Consider the following 18,343-nt stretch of genomic DNA (forward strand, 5'->3'; position numbering starts at 1 on the left):
AATTTCATTTTAAGGCACAAAAAAAGGCAAGCTACCTACATCGCACCGCTACGACCGTATACCCTTGCTGCGTTCCCACCCTGGGGGATTCTACAGGAGCTGGTCGTGTAGGACTTGCCGGATGCAAATATACAATCTTTTAAAACTTTGACAATCCTTTTAGTTTCTAATTTTTATGAATTAAATTGCCTGTTTATATCGTGAAACCCATTTTACACTCCTTTATCACATAAATCTAAACACCAATTTCTTAATGAATTTCGTAAAAATTTTTTCTATCATTCTTATTACCAGCTTATTTACATCTTGTGGCAGTGGCAATCAAAAACCATCATCTCTATTCGAAATCAACTTAGAAAAAAATGCAAGTCAAGTTAATTTGAACCAAGAAATCGGTGTTAGTATAAAAAATAAAATGGAAAAACAGATAGAAAGTGTTGAATTTAGCATTGATGGCACCAAAATTCCGGTCAATAATGATAAAATCAAAATAAATTTACCCACATTAGGAAACAAAATTCTTACAGCAAAAATTACTTTTGATGGGAAAACAGTCGATATTAATAAAAACCTGAAAGTACTTTCTGATAAAGCTCCTGAAATTTACACATATACCATTCTTAATGAATACCCGCACGATACTAAGGCATATACTCAGGGCTTAGAATTTCATAATGATACCCTCTATGAGTCTACAGGAAAAAAGGGACAATCTTTCTTAAGAAAATTAGATTTTAAAACTGGAAGAGTTTTTGAACAAATAGATTTAGACGAAACTTATTTTGGAGAAGGCATCACTATATTAAACAATAAAATTTATCAGCTTACATGGCAAAGTGGGCTTGGTTTTATATATGATTTAAACTCATTTAAAAAATTAGACAATTTTCAATACGGAAAAAGTAGCGAAGGCTGGGGATTAACGAACGACGGCTCTAAAATTTTCAAAAGTGATGGCACCGAAAAAATATGGTTTTTAAATCCGGATACGATGACGGAGGAAGGCTATATTGAAACAGTAACCAATTCTTCCATATTTAATTCAGCTAACGAATTAGAATATGTTAATGGTAAAATTTATGCCAACGTTTATCAAAAACCTAGTGTCATGATTATTGACAGCAAAACAGGTGCTATAGAAGGTGTTATCAATTTTAGCGGATTGAGTGATATCATTACTAAGACTGAAAATTGGGATAAAACAAATTACGTGCTTAACGGTATTGCTTATCACCCTGAACGAAAGACATTTTTTGTTACCGGTAAGTTCTGGGACAAAATGTTTGAAGTGCAAATAGAGAAAAAATAGAAATATGGCATTTCAAAAAGAAATTGTTGTTTCCCATGAAGATTTAGACGATTTAAACCATGTTAACAATGTACGTTATGTACAATGGATACAAGATATTTCTAAAGAACACTGGCAAACAGTGGCAACTGCGAAAATGCAGCAAGATGTCATATGGGTAGTATTAACTCATCACATAGAATATAAACGGGCAGCGGTACTAGATGACCCAATTGTTATATCAACACACATAGAATCTAGCTCTGGTGCCAAATGCGTTAGAATTGTAGAGATGAAACACAGCACATCCAAAAAGTTATTGGTTAGATCAAGCACTGAATGGTGTCTTCTTGATAGTACATCTTACAGACCTACACGAATACCTGAAGAAATTAAAGAAATATTTCTTTAATTTAGTAAAAAACCTCGGGGTAAGCCTTTGAGGCATTCGTAGGAATATGACCTTTAATTTTCGAGGGAAGCCTCAGAGTATTTAAATCTCGATTATCGAGTAAAACTTTATTAACGTGCGCCTTAGATTCTTAACAGTACTCACTATTTTATTTATTATTCTTTGGAGCACCTCTTGTAGAAAAGATTTTGAATATGCCCCAAGTAACGGTCATCTTTCATTTTCTAAAGACACCGTTTACCTAGATACCGTTTTCTCAAATATTGGTAGCAGCACGTATACATTAAAAGTTTATAATGATACCAAAGATGATATCATCATACCTACTATTACCCTTAAAAAGGGTGATAAAAGTTTTTACAGATTGAATGTTGACGGTGTTGCGGGCAAAGAATTTGAAAATATTCCCCTTTACGCCAAAGACAGCCTTTTTATTTTAGTCGAAACAACCATAGAGATTAATGACAATACATTAAACGAACTCTTATACACCGATGCTATTCAATTTGATAGTGAACCCTACCAACAATTGGTAGAACTTGTTACCCTTGCAAAAGATGCTATTTTCCTTTTTCCTGATGTGGCTTCAGAAAATAGCAACCAACCTGTTGTACTCTATAATAATGAATCTGGAACCCCTATCGAAGTAAAAGGTTTTAAATTAAAGGAAGAGGAATTAAATTTTACAAATGCAAAATCTTATGTTATTTACGGTTATGCCATTGTTCCCCAAGAAAAAGAACTTGTTATAGATGCAGGTGCGAGGATTCACTTTCATCAAAACTCTGGGATTTTAGTACAAGACGGAGCTCAAATTTCCATTAACGGACAACTTAGCGAAAATGGAGATCTTTTGGAAGGTGAGGTAATTTTTGAAGGTGATAGACTTGAACCAGAGTTTGCTGAGATACCTGGCCAATGGGGCGCCATTTGGATCAGTGCAGGCAGCCAAAATAATACCATAAATCATTTAACTTTAAAAAATGCCGAGCTGGGTATTTTCGTTGAAGGCAAACCAAACACCACCGAGAAATCACTTACTATTTCTAACAGTCGAGTTTTTAATAGTTCTAGATATAACCTTTGGGCACGTAATGCTAGTATAGACGCTACAAACTTAATTTTAGGTGCATCTGGCAATTCATCTCTACTTATTGAAAATGGAGGCAGCTATTCATTTACACATGCAACGATAGCCAATTACTGGAATAAAGGATTTAGATTCAATGCTGCACTAGAAATTTACAATTCCAGAAAAAATGCTAGCGAAGACGGATTCGATTTAACCAAAGCCGAGTTTAAAAATTGTATTATTGATGGCAATAGCTCAACTGAGATTTTACTGCAATCGAATAATCAGAATTCATTTAATTTTAGTTTTCAAAATTCTTTTATCAAATTCAACGAAGCTACTATCAACGACAATTTGCTTTACAACTTTGATAATGAAATGCTTTTCTCAACTATTATTCTTGATGGTAATATTGATTATTATCTACCATTCGAAAATGATTTTAGAATTGGGCTAGAATCCGAAGTCATCAATAAAGGTGATGTCAATACAGCAAATTCAGTGCCTTTTGATATTTTAGGCGAACCACGATTACCTAACCCGGACTTAGGGGCTTTTCAAGCAAAAGAGAAAGAAATGTAATTGTATCAGCAAATTTTTTGACAGATTTTTCTCTCACAAGCCCCGTCAATGCTGATTTTATCAATATGTCCTCGGTTTTTATAAGGATATTCTAGGTCTTCTTTTTCTTACCTATGTTTAATTTCGTAGAATACACTATTTATTTTGAGTTATACATACACCATAATAGATTCTGATGCTGTATCTAATTTGCAATTGCATGCATTTTTAGATGAGTATGGTGATTTTGAATGTATTAATACCACTAGCAACCCTTCAGACGGTCTAAATGATATTCTAAAATTTTCGCCAGATATTGTTTTTATCAATCTTAATAAAGACTATTCATCTGTTTTTATGATGGTTACCGAGATTCACCAATACATGAATCAATTGCCAATATTAATAGGCATAGCATCAACTAAAAATTACGCTTACGATGCAATTAAAAATGGATTCTTTGATTATTGGCTACAACCATTTAATGAATTCGATATTCGAAAATCGCTATTAAAACTTCAAAAGCGTATGCCAAAAGAAAAGGCTCCTGCTACTTTATGCTTAAAATCATACAACGATTTTCAATATCTGAATACCAATGACATTCTTTACTTAAAAGCAGATAACAACACCACCGAATTTTTCATGAAAGATGGTACAATTATAAATGCCTTTAAAACGTTAAAGACTTTTGAAAACACGCTACCAGAAAACTTTATGCGTATTCATCAAAGTTATATTGTTAATACCAGTTACGTTTCTCGTATTAATTTTGGTAAATCTGTTTGTGCTTTAAAACAGGTAAACGAACAACTACCGTTTTCAAAAACATACAGAGAGAATATGAATAACCTTAAGAATATTCTTTCAAAAACCACCTTTTCTTCTTTAAATTAAAGAATTCTCTCACAATTGGTTCGTTTACTAACAGAATCAGGTCATCTACTTAAGACTTAAAATACGCTCTTCATTGCTCAACGAATGGTAGTACTTTGGCTGTATCATAAACCAAAAACCCCTAATAAACAGAAACATTATGAAAAAAGTTACAAGTATTTTAGCAGTTGCGATAATGACTATAGGCATGGCAACATCGATTATTCAAAACACAGCTAGTGAATTTGAGTTCATGAACGACATTTCAAAAGCTTTAACTTGTAATGATTGCGCAACTTTCCCTGATGATAGAAAACCGCCAAAAGGTATTGCATAAATAAGCTCTATAAAACAAAAATAGCCTTTAACAATCATGTTAAAGGCTATTTTTTTATACCTTGGTTTTTAATCCTTATAAAATCATTTTTTTTGAACAAGTCTTATTTTTACATAATAATACTCTTTCTACTTTGCCTCAGTTGTTCAAAAACAAAACCTGAAAAGGCAATTCAAGAAACACCCACAGCTATAGACAGTATCTCTGTCTGGGCATCTGAAAGCAATAAACCTGAAATAAAACAAGAAGATAAGTTAGCCTTACAATTAAAAGCATTTAATCTTGCTAAAAATACAGGCAATGACTCTCTAAAAGCGCTATACTTCTCAAACCTTTCTTACAACACCAATTTTATAACTGACAGTTTATTATTCCGGAAAATAAATAAACAAGCTATTTTGCTTAATCAGCGGATTAAAGATTCATCTGCTATTGGCAATGCCTATTGGGATTTGGCATTTTTTTTTGAAAGATATAACGTTAAGGATAGTGCCTTTTACAACTATTCAGAAGCACTAGATATTTTTAATTACAATGATGATAAATCTAGCATTGGTCAATTGCATTTGAATATAGCCACTATTCAAATGAAAATAAAAGATTACACTGTTAGCGAAGCAAATGCCGTAAAAGCTATAGAAAAATTTAAATTTATTAAGGACGACAAAAAACTGTCTAGAGGTTACAACCTTTTAGGCATTCTTTTGAACGATTTAGAAGAATATGACAAATCACTATCCTATTACAAAGAATCATTATTTTACCTAAAAAAGACTCCTAGTTCTAATATTGAAGAAGCCACTCTCATTAATAATATCGGAGTAACCTACAGGAACAACGAACAGTACCTAAAAGCGATTGAAAATTTTGAAGACGTTTTAAGAACCAATAACTTATTCGTAAAAAATCCCTCACTGTACGCCAAGGCGTTAAGCAATCTTGCCACTTCTAAATTATATAATAAAGATACCGTTGATGTTGAAAACCTTTTCATCAAAGCAATTGAAATTAAGCGGAAAGAAAATGACCTAGGTAGTTTATCATCAAGTTATTATAATTACGCAGAATACAAAGCATTCGCTAAAGACACTTTAAATGCTGTAATCAAAGCCAAAGAATCTGAAAGATTAGCCTATGCTGTAAATTCAAATGAGCAGCTTTTAAAAACATGGCAATATTTAGCCATTTTAGAAAAGGAAAATGCTACAGAATATTTTATAAAATTTACTGCACTTAACGATAGCCTTCAACGTGAAGACCGTAAACAGCAGAATAAATTTGCTAGAATACGTTTTGAAACCGATGAATTCATCGCAGAAAATTTAGAGCTTGAAAGCGAGAAAGAAGTACTCTCAAAACAAAAGCAGATGTGGATCGGTATTGCTACAGGTTTCTTCTTACTTGGACTTTCAATCTATATCATAATCAACCAACGCGCAAAAAATCAAAAACTTCGATTTGACCAGCAACAACAGGCGAACAATCAAGAGATATTTAACCTTATGTTAACCCAAAAACAAAAAGTAGATGAGGTAAAGCGTTTAGAACAAAAACGAATATCAGAAGAACTTCATGATGGTGTTCTTGGTAAAATGCTTGGGGCCCGTATGATATTAACCGGATTGAATAAACGCTCTACTGACGAAGCTATTCAAGAAAAATCAAAAGCTATTGGCTCTTTACAAGAAATTGAAAATGAAATTCGCTCAATTTCACATGAGCTAAGCCATAGTGCCTATCAAAAAATAAATAATTTTACAGATTCTGTTGAAACCCTTCTTGCCAACAACAAAAATGCAAATATTAAAACTATCTTTCATTTCAACGAAGACGAAAATTGGGATAGTTTGGCCGGTGATATTAAAATTAACGTATACCGAATAATTCAAGAAACTTTTCAAAACGCGATCAAGCATGCTAATTGCACCTATTTTGAAGTAACATTTTATAGAAATGATGCCATTTTTAATGTAATTATGAGTGATAATGGTATTGGTTATAATGTCAATAAAGGCAAAAAAGGAATCGGAATAAGAAATATAACTTCTAGAATAGATAAATTAAACGGAACTTTTCATATAGATTCCTCTGCTGGACAAGGAACTACCATATCTTTAAATATTCCTGTTAAAATTGAATCTAAAAAATAATGCTATAATAATACCACTTATAAAAACGTTTAGTAAATTACATTAGAATCGTAATTTATGAACACTGTACGAATTTTAGCGGTAGATGATCACGAAATGACCGCATTAGGATATAAATATATTCTTGAGGATGCTGATTTTACAGATTTCAATGTAAAAGTTGAAATTGCTACCAGTTTCGAAAAAGGTAAATCCAATATTGAAAACTCGAAACGAGCAATACCTTATGATGTCATTTTATTAGATATACAATTATTCTCTCCAGAATCGAAAGACCCAAGAACAGGAATTGACTTAGGAATTGTTGCGCGAGCTGAGGTACCTAATTCAAAAGTTGTGTTCATGTCTTCTTATAGTGACAATTATAGAATCAATAATATTTTTAAGACTGTGAACCCAGATGGGTACATGGTTAAATCGGAAATTGATGAATTGTCACTTAAAACCATGGTAGAAACCATCGTGAAAAATTCTCCTTACTATACTGCTAGTGCACTATCTGCTATACGTCGTAGAATGTCTACGGATATCGTAATCGATGAACAAGATCAAAAAATTCTATATCACCTTTCTCAAGGTATACACACAAGAGACATTGCGCCATTGATTGGGTCTGCAAATACTACCGTAGAAGCTAGAAAAAGGCAACTTAAGGCACTCTTTGACGTCAAGAACGGAAATGATCTCGCCCTAATCAATGAAGCCAAAACACGAGGATTTCTTTAAACAGCTAAATTATATTGTACTGAATATCAATTGTTTAAAAATTTAATAGTGATTTTATAATAATATCCTCCGAAATTCTAAGGATTTCCTAAGTCAAATTGCGACGTGAGAAAGGTATCTTTATAATAAAGAATGCTATAAATTTCAAACGATATGCCATTTAACTACGAAAACTTTATCAATAATTCAAAGTTAGAATATACCAAAGAGATTGCTGGTTTAGATGAATTTCTAAGCGCTATCGGCTTTCATTATTTCTCTAATGTTAAGCTTAATAACAAGCATATTACGTTTAATTCTATAAGCTTAGTATTAGAAGTATCTTGCAATTTAGACCTTCTAGAACTACTTGCACATTTTAATACCGGTAGATGGGGCAACAACGGTAAAGAGGATTCTCCTTTACATAACGAGCTAGAAATTCTTGATTTAAAAAATAAACATACTATTGATATTGAAGAACTTACGTTATTTTTAAATGACACAAGTATTGTTATAAAAAGAATTTACGACAAAAGTATATCCACCCAATTAAATGACATTTTAAAGCAAATTGCCTTCAACTATGTTTTTTTAACAAGAGGTCTTTCTCAAAAACCATATGAGATTTTCGTACCTATATTTGAAGATGTATTTGAGAATATAGATGCCAATGAAGAGCAATCGAATATGACACCAAAATCTTATTCTGAATTTTGGGGTATCTATTTAGATAAAGACGATGAGGCTTCTATTTACGATGTAAATAAAAATACTTATGTAAATGGTGATTTAGAGTTTTTATCAGAATAAAAACTCTAAATCAATTTACTATTTAAATTATGCTTTAAAAATTGGTCTTGTATTCATCATTGCATTGACTTTACCTTTAACCTCATTAATGATGGTTTCGTTTTCAGGATTCATTATAACCTGATCAATAAAATCAACAACTATTTCCATATCACTTTCTACCAAACCTCTAGTAGTAATAGCCGCAGTACCAAAACGAATACCTGAAGTTACAAATGGTGATTTATCATCAAATGGCACCATATTCTTATTCGCAGTTATATCTGCTAAAACCAAAGCTTTCTCGGCATCTTTACCTGAAATATCTTTATTTCTAAGATCTATAAGCATCATGTGGTTATCAGTTCCGTCAGAAATGATATTGTAACCGCGTTTTACAAAAGATTTAGCCATTGCATCAGCGTTTTTCTTTACTTGCGATATGTATGTGGCATATGATTCTGTCAAAGCTTCACCAAAAGCGATTGCCTTACCAGCAATTACATGCTCTAACGGACCGCCTTGATTTCCTGGAAAAACTGCTAGATCTAATAAAGCCGACATTTTTCTTAGGTTACCATTTTTTAACTTTATACCAAATGGATTTTCAAAATCTTCACCCATCAATATTAATCCTCCTCTTGGGCCTCTTAATGTTTTATGTGTTGTTGTAGTTACAATATGACAATGAGGGATCGGATTGTTCAAAAGTCCTTTAGCAATCAATCCTGCAGGGTGAGAAATATCAGCCAATAAGATAGCATTTACACTATCTGCAATCTTACGAAAACGCTCAAAATCCATATCTCTTGAATATGCAGATGCACCAGCGATTATTAACTTAGGTTGCTCTTGCGTAGCTATTTCTTGAATTTTATCGTAATCTAATCTTCCAGTCTCTTTATCCACCCCATAAAAAACTGGATTATACAATCTACCCGAAAAATTAACAGGTGAACCGTGTGTTAAGTGACCACCATGAGATAAATCGAATCCTAAAATTTTATCCCCTGGCTGTAAACAAGCGTGATATACTGCTGCATTAGCTTGAGAACCTGAATGAGGTTGCACATTTGCGTAAGCCGCACCAAATAGCTCCTTTGCTCTATCAATAGCTAACTGCTCTACTTTATCAACTACTTCGCAACCGCCGTAATATCTTTTACCAGGGTAGCCTTCAGCATACTTATTTGTAAGTACTGAGCCTTGAGCTTCCATCACTTGTGGACTAGTAAAATTTTCAGAGGCAATTAATTCAATGCCATTGATTTGACGTTGTCTCTCTTCTTCAATTAAATTAAAAATAGTGGTGTCGCGTTGCATGATAATATTTCTTTTAAATAAGTTGCAAAAATACAAATAGCGTATCTATTGAAATGCAAAAAAGAGCAAAAACACATAACTTATTTATTAAAATAAGTTAATAACTATACTGCTAAATCTTATTAAATAAAGCAAGAATTATTGCATCTCACCGAAAATATACTATTCCTTATCCTATTACGTTTAATAATAACCCTTTTATGGCACGGCTGTTGAATAGCTATTATAAATCATAAAAATAATAGACATGAAAAAATTTCTACTATTTAGTTTTATCGGGCTACTACTTTCTTGTAGTGGTGTTAAAAAAACGCAGGAGGCTCTGAACTCTGGCAATTATGAAACTGCTATTAATAAAGCAGTTATGAATATTGCAGAAAATAAGACCAAAAAAAGCAATCAGCAATATATAGTTCTTCTTGAAGAAGGGTATAAAAAAAATACCGAAAGAGAGCTGCAACATATTAAATTCCTTAAAAAGGATGGTAACGCTGCAAATTATGAAGAGATTTTCAATGCCTATGGTAGATTAAAATCTATTCAAGAGCGAATTCGCCCGTTACTGCCGTTACAAATTCAAGATGAAGGCAGAAGAGCGCAATTCAGCTTTAAGAATTATGATGATGATATCATCGCCGCAAAATCTAAATTATCTGAGTTTTTATATAACAAGGCGAATACACTTTTAACTGACGCTAATTATAAAGCTGATTTTAGAAACGCATACAATGATTTAAATTATTTACAGGAAATAAATCCGAATTATAAAGATGTTATTTCTAAAATAGATGAAGCTTATCAAAAAGGCTTAGATTATGTTATTGTTGATATGACAAACAATACAAATCAGATAATACCGAAAAGATTAGAAGATGAGCTTTTAAACCTGAATACATACGGATTAAACTCTAACTGGACGGAATACCATACGAATAGAATACAAAATCAAGTGTATGATTATCAAATGGAAGTTTCTTTTCAAGATATAAACATCTCGCCCGAACAAATTAGGGAGAAACAAATTAGCAAGGAAAGACAAATTAAAGATGGTTATACTTTTGTAGAAGACCGCAATGGTAATGTAGTTTCTGACAGTTTAGGCAATAGCATTAAAGTTGATAAATTTAAAACCGTACGTTGTAACTTCTACCAGTTTACACAATTTAAAAGTGCACAGGTAACTGGCGTTGTAAATTTTATAGATTTAAAGAAACAACAAAAAATAAATCAATACCCATTAACTAGTCAATTCGTATTCGAACATATTTATGCAAATTACGATGGTGACAAAAGAGCTCTTGATAATGATTTAGTCTCTCTATTACAATTGGCAAGAGTACCTTTCCCGACCAACGAGCAAATGGTTTATGATGCAGGTGAAGATTTAAAAAATAATCTCAAAAGTATTCTGAACAATCAAAAGTTCAATTAATAAAAAAGCCCCGTAAATTGGGGCTTTTTTTATACGTATTGTTCTAATTTGATATCAGAAATAGCACTGTGCGAATCATGTATGACAACTACCCCATTCTTTATTATTAAAAGTTGAGGAGATTGATGCATTACTCCAAATTCAGAAGCAACGGCATTTGATACATCTCTATTCGCGAGCAAATCTAAAAAATACAAATCCATTTGTCCATTTTCTAGACCATAGCTGCTTTTAAACATATTTAGCACCATTCTACTTATTCCACAAGATGTAGAATGTTTAAATATTACCTGAGGTCGACTGCTTGACGCCTCTTTTATTTCCTTTAATTGAACTACTGAGTTTAGAGGTATCCAAGGAATGCCCGATGAAGAATTTTCTCCATCGCCCTTAGAACCTCCAAATAAACCACCAAATAATCCCATAAAATTCTTAATTTAATATTGTCATTTCAACACCCCTAAACTGACTAAATGTCATTCAATTTTACTGATTTACAGACATTTTGTCCTGTTCAGTTAATTGGTAAGATTGTTGAACATTAGCTATCAAAAGTATTACAATTAACTAAAACTACAGAAAATGAATATAAATAATTTCACTATAAAATCGCAAGAGGCCATTCAACAAGCACAGCTGATTGCCCAAAACAAAGGACATCAGCAAATTGAGAACGAACACCTATTTAAAGCACTTACCGAAGTCGAAGAGAATGTCATGCCTTTTTTATTAAAAAAACTAGGTATCAATTTTTCACTAGTTCAACAAATTTTAGAAAAAGAACTCTTAAGTTTTCCAAAAGTTGAAGGTGGCGACATCCAATTCTCTAGAGAAGCCAGCAAGACTCTAAATGAAGCCAGTATTATCGCTAAAAAGATGGAAGATGAATATGTCTCTATCGAGCATTTATTTTTAGCCATCTTAAAATCTAAAAGTAAAATTTCACAGATTTTAAAAGATCAAGGGGCTACTGAGAAGCACTTAGTGGCCGCTGTCAATGAACTTCGTAATGGTGACAAAGTAACTTCGCAAAGCGCTGAAGACAACTATAATTCACTAAAGAAATATGCTAACAACCTTAATGAACTAGCAGATAGTGGCAAACTAGATCCGGTAATTGGTCGTGATGAAGAAATTCGTAGAATACTTCAAATTTTATCTCGACGTACCAAAAATAACCCTATTCTAGTAGGTGAGCCAGGTGTGGGTAAAACTGCCATTGTAGAAGGCTTGGCACATAGAATTATTCAGGGAGATATACCTGAAAACCTAAAGGATAAAGTTATTTATTCTTTAGATATGGGTGCCTTAATTGCCGGTGCAAAATATAAGGGTGAATTTGAAGAGCGATTGAAAGCAGTAATCAAAGAGGTAGTTAGCGCAGATGGCAATATTATCTTGTTTATTGATGAAATACACACGCTTATTGGTGCTGGTGGCGGACAAGGTGCTATGGATGCTGCCAACATTCTTAAGCCTGCCCTTGCAAGAGGTGAGCTAAGGTCTATTGGAGCAACTACTTTAGACGAGTATCAAAAGTATTTCGAAAAAGACAAAGCTCTTGAAAGAAGATTTCAAAAAGTGGTGGTAGATCAGCCTGATACTGAAAGTGCTATTTCCATACTTAGAGGTATTAAAGAAAAATATGAGGCTCACCACAAAGTTCGTATTAAAGATGAGGCAGTTATATCGGCTGTTGAATTATCGCAACGATATATAACCAATAGGTTTTTACCAGATAAGGCTATTGACCTTATGGATGAAGCTGCTTCTAAACTTAGAATGGAGATTAATTCTAAACCTGAAGAATTAGATGTGCTAGATCGTAAAATTATGCAGATCGAAATTGAAATTGAAGCAATCAAACGTGAAGATGATAAGCAGAAGCTTCAGATTTTAAATCTAGATTTAGCGAACATAAAAGAAGAGCGAAACGAAATTTTTGCACAATGGGAAAGTGAAAAATCAGTTGTTGATAATATTCAACAGACCAAACTTGATATAGAAAATTTTAAAGCTGAGGCTGAACGCGCAGAACGTAATGGTGATTACGGTCAAGTTGCCGAAATTAGATACGGTAAAATTAAGGAAGCACAAGAGAACCTGACTAAATTGCAAGATGATTTAGCAGAACAACAACATTCTGGGACTTTGATTAAAGAGGAAGTAACTAGTGATGATATAGCAGAGGTTGTTGCAAAGTGGACTGGAATTCCCGTTACTAAGATGCTACAAAGCGAACGCGAGAAATTGCTAAAACTTGAACAAGTATTACATAAACGTGTGGTTGGTCAAGAAGAAGCTATTGAAGCGGTTTCTGATGCAATAAGAAGAAGCAGAGCCGGACTCCAAGATTCTAAAAAGCCTATTGGTTCGTTTCTTTTCTTAGGAACTACAGGTGTTGGTAAAACGGAGTTAGCTAAAACACTGGCATCGTATTTATTTGACGATGAAAATGCTATGACAAGAATAGACATGAGCGAATATCAAGAAAGACATTCGGTCAGTAGACTTGTAGGAGCACCTCCAGGATATGTGGGCTATGATGAAGGCGGACAATTAACCGAAGCGGTTCGTAGAAGACCTTATTCTGTTGTGCTGTTAGATGAGATTGAAAAAGCACACCCAGATACGTTCAACATTTTACTACAAGTGTTAGATGAAGGTAGGCTGACAGATAATAAAGGTCGTGTAGCAGATTTTAAAAACACCATTATTATTATGACTAGCAACATGGGTAGCGACATCATTCAAGATACTTTTGAAAATGCCGTAGATGTAGTTAGTGCAGCAGAGACCGCCAGAGTTGAAGTTCTAGGTCTTTTAAAGAAGACGGTTCGACCTGAGTTTATAAATAGAATCGATGACATTGTAATGTTTACACCTTTGACAAAAGATAACATCAAAGAAATTGTAAGACTACAACTGGAAAGTTTAAAGAAAATGTTAGACAAACAACAAATTACCTTAGACGCTACCGAAGAGGCTATCGCTTATTTAGCCGAAAAAGGTTATGATCCTCAGTTTGGTGCAAGACCTGTGAAAAGAACCATTCAAAAAGAGGTTTTAAACAATATGTCCAAGGCACTACTTAGTGGTGAAATTAAATCTGATAGTGTCGTATTGCTTGATGCCTTTGACAATAGTTTGGTTTTTAGAAATCAAGAGGAAATTACAGTTTAAAATTTTAAAATTGATAAAAAAGCGTCCATATTAAATATATGGACGCTTTTTTTTATCAACAATATATACCATACAGTATAGATTTTTTATATTCGCATAAAACAGTCTTATATGTCTACCAAAGCCGAAAGAACTACCGCTTATATTATTGAGACTGTCGCTCCTGTGTTTAATAAACACGGTTACATAGGTACCAGTATGAGCGACCTAACCGATGCCACCAATTTGACGAAAGGTGCGCTTTATGGTAATTTTGAAAATAAAGAAGCCTTAGCCCTTGCTGCATTCGAATTTAACAGATCTGTATTGCTCACAGCTATTGATGAGCACTTATCTATTGAAGGTAAAGCAATTGCAAAAATCGAAAATCTTATTGAATTTTATAAGAAATACGATGTTTTTACCATGAATATGGGTGGTTGCCCAATATTGAATGTTGGTATAGATGCACAACATAATAATAAATTACTTGCTGCAGCAGCCAAAGAGACTATTAAAGAAATAGAAGGTAAAATTGCTTTGGTTTTTGAAAATGGTATTAATAATGCCGAATTTAAATTACCGGTATCTCCTCTTCAATTTTCAAAACAATTATTCACGATTATTCAAGGGTCTATTGCAATGGCAACAATTACAAAAGATCGTAAATACCTTTTAAACACAGTTACTTACCTAGATGTTCTGATCAAAAGAGAACTTAAATAAAATACTACTTTTTTTTAATTAAAATACTAGAATATTGAAAGATAACGGGTTAGTCTACTACTCTCCCGTTACCCTAAATATCCAGATTTTATCGGTGTACTTGCCGCCTAATTTTGAGTCCCTAGCTTCTCTAGCATCTTTAATAAAGTTGTATTTAGCCAGATAAACATAATTATATTTATTCTTTTGCCTAAAAAACGATTTGGCATTGATTCCTTTTTTCTGCATATCTGCCAAGAAAGCGTCCAGGTACTTTTTAGTTCCGAATACATTGGCAATTAAGTAATAACCCGGATCTAGAGAACCTTCTTTCGTTACTTCCTCATACTTCTCACCTGCTCTAACTTTTACAACTTCATTTTTCATTGCCAAGGCTTCACTTTGTGCAATAGAATCTTGTCTTTGTTGTTGAGCCAACGCTACTGCAGCTGCTTCTTTTTTCATAACCGCAGCTATAGAATCTTGTTGCCTTTGCTGTTTTAAGGCATTTGCAGAAGCGAGTACTTGAGCCGCCCTTGCACTTTCTATAGAATCTCTTTTTCTTCTGATGTCTCTCTTTGATTCTTTTAATACCAAATCAGATTTTCGTGAAGCAAGCTGAATTGAATCTTTAATTCTGTTACTTTCAATAAGCGCTAAGCGCTCTTGTTTTTTAGATTCACGCTTTAAAGCCAACTTTTCTGCTTTGGTTAATTCATTAGAAACCATAGCTTTTTCTTCTTGCTCAACAAGAGCATCTTCTTTTTGCTTTTCCTCTTCAGCTAATAGTTGCTCTTCAAGCTTTTCCTCTGGTGTTTGTAACGGTCCTAATTTATAAGAAGTAACTAATTCAAACGAAGGGTCTTGTCCTTCTAAGTCTGAACTTGCCCCTATTTCAACCAATGCACCAAAGGAGAATCGCTTAAAGAAACGACCACCAACTCCTCCTGAAAAACCGTAAAAACTATTGTAACCTGCCTGTGCCCAGTATTTAGTTGTCGATAGCAATGTTGTTAATCCTACTTGATTATCCAAACCTGGTATAGTCTTGTAATATAACATAGGTCTTAAAACCGAACTATCATCTGTACTTAAGATACTAACAGGAAAATCATAGCTTACCAATGCCTGAAACATTCTGTCATCAGGACTAGAGTTACGCTCATTAGAAGTGAAATTATAATCGAATAAGTTTTCAGATACTAGACCAATATTAAATCTATCTATACTTAAATTAACTCCTGGTGCCATTTGTAGAATAAAATCATTCTCAGGAGAAGTCTGTAACGGGTTAGGCACAAAAAAGCGATCATCTGCTAACTTCTGCTGAAATGCAAATACATTTAAACCAACACCTAAAACAACACCTTCACTTAATTCTATGGTATGTGCATAATTAAGAGCTGCTCCTGTATTCAAGAAAATTCCTGTATTATGCTGAAAGAAACCAACACCAGCTGCAGAAACATCATTAAGTCTTGTTGTATAATTTAAAAATAACGAAGTTGGATCACCATCATAAGATTGCCATTGCCATCTAGCCCATAAAGCTACTGAAGAAGGGTTATTGCGATCTAAACTATAAGCAGGGTTTATCAAGCTCCCGTTATACTCCGTAAGGTTTTGTTGCCTAAAATCAGTAGGTAAAACGACTTCTTGAGCCTTAAGACCTAGAACTACAAATCCGATAAGAAGTGCCCCACAAAATTTTTTCATATGCAAAAAAACAAAAAATAGACTATTTATAGTACTATTTTGAAGTAATTTTAGTTATTAATTTAATACACCAAACATAATTTCATGAAAGCATTCAAAATTGTTCTTTTTATTTTGTTAGCAATCAATCTTGCTTGCAAAGATGAACCAGTAATTGATAGATCTCAAGAACAAACTTCAATTTCGACATTTTACCTTATTAGACATGCCGAAAAGGACAGGAATAATCCTGATGATGCTGACCCAGAGTTAAATCAAAAAGGATTAGGTAGAGCTATGCATTGGGCAGAAATTCTAGCAGATACAGAGTTAGACGCAATTTATTCTACAGATTATAATAGAACCTCTATGACTGCCGCTCCTACCTCAGTCAAGCAAAATATCGATGTTCAATATTATGATCTAAGCACTATAGACGTTGCCCAATTTAAAGCTGAAAATTTAGATAAAAGTGTATTAGTCGTTGGTCATAGTAACACTACACCAGAATTCGTGAACAAATTAATAGATGAAGAAAAATATTTTTCTATTGACGATAGTGAAAATGGAATTTTATTTATCGTTAAAATAATTAACGGAATACCTTCAGTTGAAAAACTTATTTTCAATTGCAACTGCCCTAATTAATAATTTCTCACATTAATATCATTAGCAATAAGTTTTAAAAGGCTAAGACATTCATTGAAATGTTCTTACTTTTGCCCCTGATGCAGAATACAGTCAACATAAAGAATAAAAGAGCCCGTTTTGAATACGAGCTTTTAGATAAATACACGGCAGGTATTGTTCTAGCGGGTACCGAGATTAAGGCTATTCGAGAAGGTAGAGCTTCCATCTCTGAAAGTTTTTGTGAATTTAACGATAGAGATGAGCTGTTTGTTATCAACATGCAGATTGATGAATATTCTCATGCATCACATTTTAACCACAAACCAAAAGCGGAGCGTAAATTACTTTTGCAAAGAAGAGAGCTTAAAAAACTCAGTAAAGAAGTAAACACGTCAGGATTAACCATTGTACCGCTTCGTGTATTTGTAAACGAAAGAGGATTCGCAAAAATGCAAATTGCATTAGCCAAGGGTAAAAAGCTCTATGACAAAAGAGAGTCTATTAAAGATCGTGATAATAAGCGAGACCTTGATCGTATTAAAAAGAATTTCAATAATTAGTTTTTATTTTCCAGTAAGGGCACAAATCTAAAAGAACCGTACTCTGTTTTTGAGAACTCTTTATCAGTAGTTCTAACAAACAAGGTCATTATTTGTTCTTCAAAACCAATTGGTATCACTAACCTACCCCCTACTTTTAACTGCGACAATAAAGCTCTAGGCACTTCTGGCGCACCGGCAGTTACGATTATACGATCAAAAGGTGCTTCTTTAGGCAAGCCTTTATAACCATCGCCAAAAATCACTTGTTTTGGTCTATAACCCATTTTCTTAAAAAATAGACTGGTCTTTTTGAAAAGCTCTAACTGCCTTTCAATGGTATACACCTTTACTTTTAATTTTAATAGAACTGCTGTCTGGTAACCACTACCTGTACCGATTTCTAATACCTTTTGACCCTCTTCAATCTGTAATAGTTCTGTTTGAAAAGCAACGGTGTACGGGTGGGAAATAGTCTGGTTTGCAGCTATAGGAAATGCTTTGTTTTGATAGGCATGCCCTTCAAAACTACTGTCCATAAATAAATGCCTAGGTATTTCCTTAACGGCATCTAGCACTTTTTTATCAGCTATTCCTTTGTCTATCAATACTTGCGCTAAGTGGTTGCGCATGCCCCTGTGTTTTAAGGTATCTTTCAATGGTA

17 protein-coding genes and 1 other RNA gene are annotated in these 18,343 nt (G+C 33.5%); 13 read left to right on the plus strand and 5 right to left on the minus strand.

The window, feature by feature from the left end:
* Positions 1–21 precede the first annotated feature (21 nt).
* Positions 22–120, minus strand: an RNA gene (ffs, locus tag CLV90_RS12300) — signal recognition particle sRNA small type.
* A gap of 133 nt (positions 121–253) precedes the next feature.
* On the opposite strand from ffs, the gene CLV90_RS12305 reads away from it, so the two are divergent.
* The 8 genes from CLV90_RS12305 to CLV90_RS12335 all read left to right on the plus strand — a co-directional run bounded on the left by CLV90_RS12305 (position 254) and on the right by CLV90_RS12335 (position 8,214).
* A complete protein-coding gene (locus CLV90_RS12305; protein WP_133687764.1) occupies positions 254–1,309 on the plus strand; it encodes a glutaminyl-peptide cyclotransferase in 1,056 nt (351 codons plus the stop codon).
* Positions 1,310–1,313: 4 nt separating this feature from the next.
* Positions 1,314–1,700, plus strand: a complete 387-nt coding sequence (locus tag CLV90_RS12310) for an acyl-CoA thioesterase (protein WP_133687765.1) — start codon at positions 1,314–1,316, stop codon at positions 1,698–1,700.
* A 115-nt stretch (positions 1,701–1,815) separates the two neighbouring features.
* Entirely contained in the window at positions 1,816–3,354 is a 1,539-nt protein-coding gene (locus tag CLV90_RS12315) for a hypothetical protein (protein ID WP_243835410.1), read from the plus strand.
* Between the two features lie 144 nt (positions 3,355–3,498).
* A complete protein-coding gene (locus CLV90_RS12320) occupies positions 3,499–4,230 on the plus strand; it encodes a LytR/AlgR family response regulator transcription factor (protein WP_133687767.1) in 732 nt (243 codons plus the stop codon).
* A 139-nt stretch (positions 4,231–4,369) separates the two neighbouring features.
* On the plus strand, positions 4,370–4,546 hold the full coding sequence (locus CLV90_RS19285) for a hypothetical protein (RefSeq protein ID WP_166638575.1): 177 nt from the start codon (positions 4,370–4,372) through the stop codon (positions 4,544–4,546).
* 92 nt (positions 4,547–4,638) lie between these two features.
* Positions 4,639–6,696 (plus strand): tetratricopeptide repeat-containing sensor histidine kinase, encoded by a 2,058-nt coding sequence (locus CLV90_RS12325; RefSeq protein WP_133687768.1) that lies wholly within the window; start codon positions 4,639–4,641, stop codon positions 6,694–6,696.
* 57 nt (positions 6,697–6,753) lie between these two features.
* Positions 6,754–7,422, plus strand: coding sequence for a response regulator (locus CLV90_RS12330; protein ID WP_133687769.1), 669 nt, complete (start codon positions 6,754–6,756; stop codon positions 7,420–7,422).
* Positions 7,423–7,575: 153 nt separating this feature from the next.
* Positions 7,576–8,214, plus strand: coding sequence for a hypothetical protein (locus CLV90_RS12335; protein WP_133687770.1), 639 nt, complete (start codon positions 7,576–7,578; stop codon positions 8,212–8,214).
* Positions 8,215–8,241: 27 nt separating this feature from the next.
* Here the strand turns inward: CLV90_RS12335 and glyA are convergent, their stop codons facing one another.
* Entirely contained in the window at positions 8,242–9,516 is a 1,275-nt protein-coding gene (gene glyA, locus CLV90_RS12340; RefSeq protein WP_133687771.1) for a serine hydroxymethyltransferase, read from the minus strand.
* Between the two features lie 247 nt (positions 9,517–9,763).
* On the opposite strand from glyA, the gene CLV90_RS12345 reads away from it, so the two are divergent.
* Positions 9,764–10,948 (plus strand): hypothetical protein, encoded by a 1,185-nt coding sequence (locus tag CLV90_RS12345; RefSeq protein WP_133687772.1) that lies wholly within the window; start codon positions 9,764–9,766, stop codon positions 10,946–10,948.
* 29 nt (positions 10,949–10,977) lie between these two features.
* On the opposite strand, the gene ytxJ is transcribed toward CLV90_RS12345, so the two are convergent.
* The gene (gene ytxJ / locus CLV90_RS12350) at positions 10,978–11,373 is read right to left on the minus strand and encodes a bacillithiol system redox-active protein YtxJ (protein ID WP_133687773.1); all 396 of its coding nucleotides are present in this window, start codon (positions 11,371–11,373) and stop codon (positions 10,978–10,980) included.
* Positions 11,374–11,530: 157 nt separating this feature from the next.
* Between ytxJ and clpB the strand changes: the two genes are divergently transcribed.
* Together clpB and CLV90_RS12360 are read left to right on the plus strand one after the other, a co-directional pair.
* Complete coding sequence (clpB, locus tag CLV90_RS12355) at positions 11,531–14,131, plus strand: ATP-dependent chaperone ClpB (protein WP_133687774.1); 2,601 nt, start codon at positions 11,531–11,533, stop codon at positions 14,129–14,131.
* Positions 14,132–14,242: 111 nt separating this feature from the next.
* The gene (locus tag CLV90_RS12360; RefSeq protein ID WP_133687775.1) at positions 14,243–14,836 is read left to right on the plus strand and encodes a TetR/AcrR family transcriptional regulator; all 594 of its coding nucleotides are present in this window, start codon (positions 14,243–14,245) and stop codon (positions 14,834–14,836) included.
* 57 nt (positions 14,837–14,893) lie between these two features.
* Here CLV90_RS12360 and CLV90_RS12365 read toward each other — a convergent pair whose 3' ends face one another.
* Complete coding sequence (locus tag CLV90_RS12365) at positions 14,894–16,531, minus strand: PorP/SprF family type IX secretion system membrane protein (RefSeq protein WP_133687776.1); 1,638 nt, start codon at positions 16,529–16,531, stop codon at positions 14,894–14,896.
* Between the two features lie 84 nt (positions 16,532–16,615).
* Between CLV90_RS12365 and CLV90_RS12370 the strand changes: the two genes are divergently transcribed.
* Entirely contained in the window at positions 16,616–17,158 is a 543-nt protein-coding gene (locus CLV90_RS12370) for a SixA phosphatase family protein (protein ID WP_133687777.1), read from the plus strand.
* 80 nt (positions 17,159–17,238) lie between these two features.
* Positions 17,239–17,700 (plus strand): SsrA-binding protein SmpB, encoded by a 462-nt coding sequence (smpB, locus tag CLV90_RS12375; RefSeq protein ID WP_133687778.1) that lies wholly within the window; start codon positions 17,239–17,241, stop codon positions 17,698–17,700.
* Here the strand turns inward: smpB and CLV90_RS12380 are convergent.
* On the minus strand, positions 17,697–18,338 hold the full coding sequence (locus tag CLV90_RS12380) for a protein-L-isoaspartate(D-aspartate) O-methyltransferase (protein WP_133687779.1): 642 nt from the start codon (positions 18,336–18,338) through the stop codon (positions 17,697–17,699). The genes smpB and CLV90_RS12380 overlap by 4 nt on opposite strands.
* Between the last annotated feature and the right edge of the window lie 5 nt (positions 18,339–18,343).

Source organism: Maribacter spongiicola, assembly GCF_004364165.1.
In the GTDB taxonomy this organism is placed as follows: Bacteria; Bacteroidota; Bacteroidia; order Flavobacteriales; family Flavobacteriaceae; genus Maribacter; species Maribacter spongiicola.

Bases quoted from the DNA above. Each gene is read 5' to 3' on its own strand.
- CLV90_RS12360 (WP_133687775.1), top strand. From the start codon at position 14,243: ATGTCTACCAAAGCCGAAAGAACTACCGCTTATATTATTGAGACTGTC.
- glyA (WP_133687771.1), bottom strand. From the start codon at position 9,516: ATGCAACGCGACACCACTATTTTTAATTTAATTGAAGAAGAGAGACAA.
- ytxJ (WP_133687773.1), bottom strand. From the start codon at position 11,373: ATGGGATTATTTGGTGGTTTATTTGGAGGTTCTAAGGGCGATGGAGAA.
- smpB (WP_133687778.1), top strand. From the start codon at position 17,239: ATGCAGAATACAGTCAACATAAAGAATAAAAGAGCCCGTTTTGAATAC.
- CLV90_RS12330 (WP_133687769.1), top strand. From the start codon at position 6,754: ATGAACACTGTACGAATTTTAGCGGTAGATGATCACGAAATGACCGCA.
- CLV90_RS12310 (WP_133687765.1), top strand. From the start codon at position 1,314: ATGGCATTTCAAAAAGAAATTGTTGTTTCCCATGAAGATTTAGACGAT.
- CLV90_RS19285 (WP_166638575.1), top strand. From the start codon at position 4,370: ATGAAAAAAGTTACAAGTATTTTAGCAGTTGCGATAATGACTATAGGC.
- CLV90_RS12370 (WP_133687777.1), top strand. From the start codon at position 16,616: ATGAAAGCATTCAAAATTGTTCTTTTTATTTTGTTAGCAATCAATCTT.
- CLV90_RS12305 (WP_133687764.1), top strand. From the start codon at position 254: ATGAATTTCGTAAAAATTTTTTCTATCATTCTTATTACCAGCTTATTT.
- clpB (WP_133687774.1), top strand. From the start codon at position 11,531: ATGAATATAAATAATTTCACTATAAAATCGCAAGAGGCCATTCAACAA.
- CLV90_RS12365 (WP_133687776.1), bottom strand. From the start codon at position 16,531: ATGAAAAAATTTTGTGGGGCACTTCTTATCGGATTTGTAGTTCTAGGT.
- CLV90_RS12335 (WP_133687770.1), top strand. From the start codon at position 7,576: ATGCCATTTAACTACGAAAACTTTATCAATAATTCAAAGTTAGAATAT.
- CLV90_RS12345 (WP_133687772.1), top strand. From the start codon at position 9,764: ATGAAAAAATTTCTACTATTTAGTTTTATCGGGCTACTACTTTCTTGT.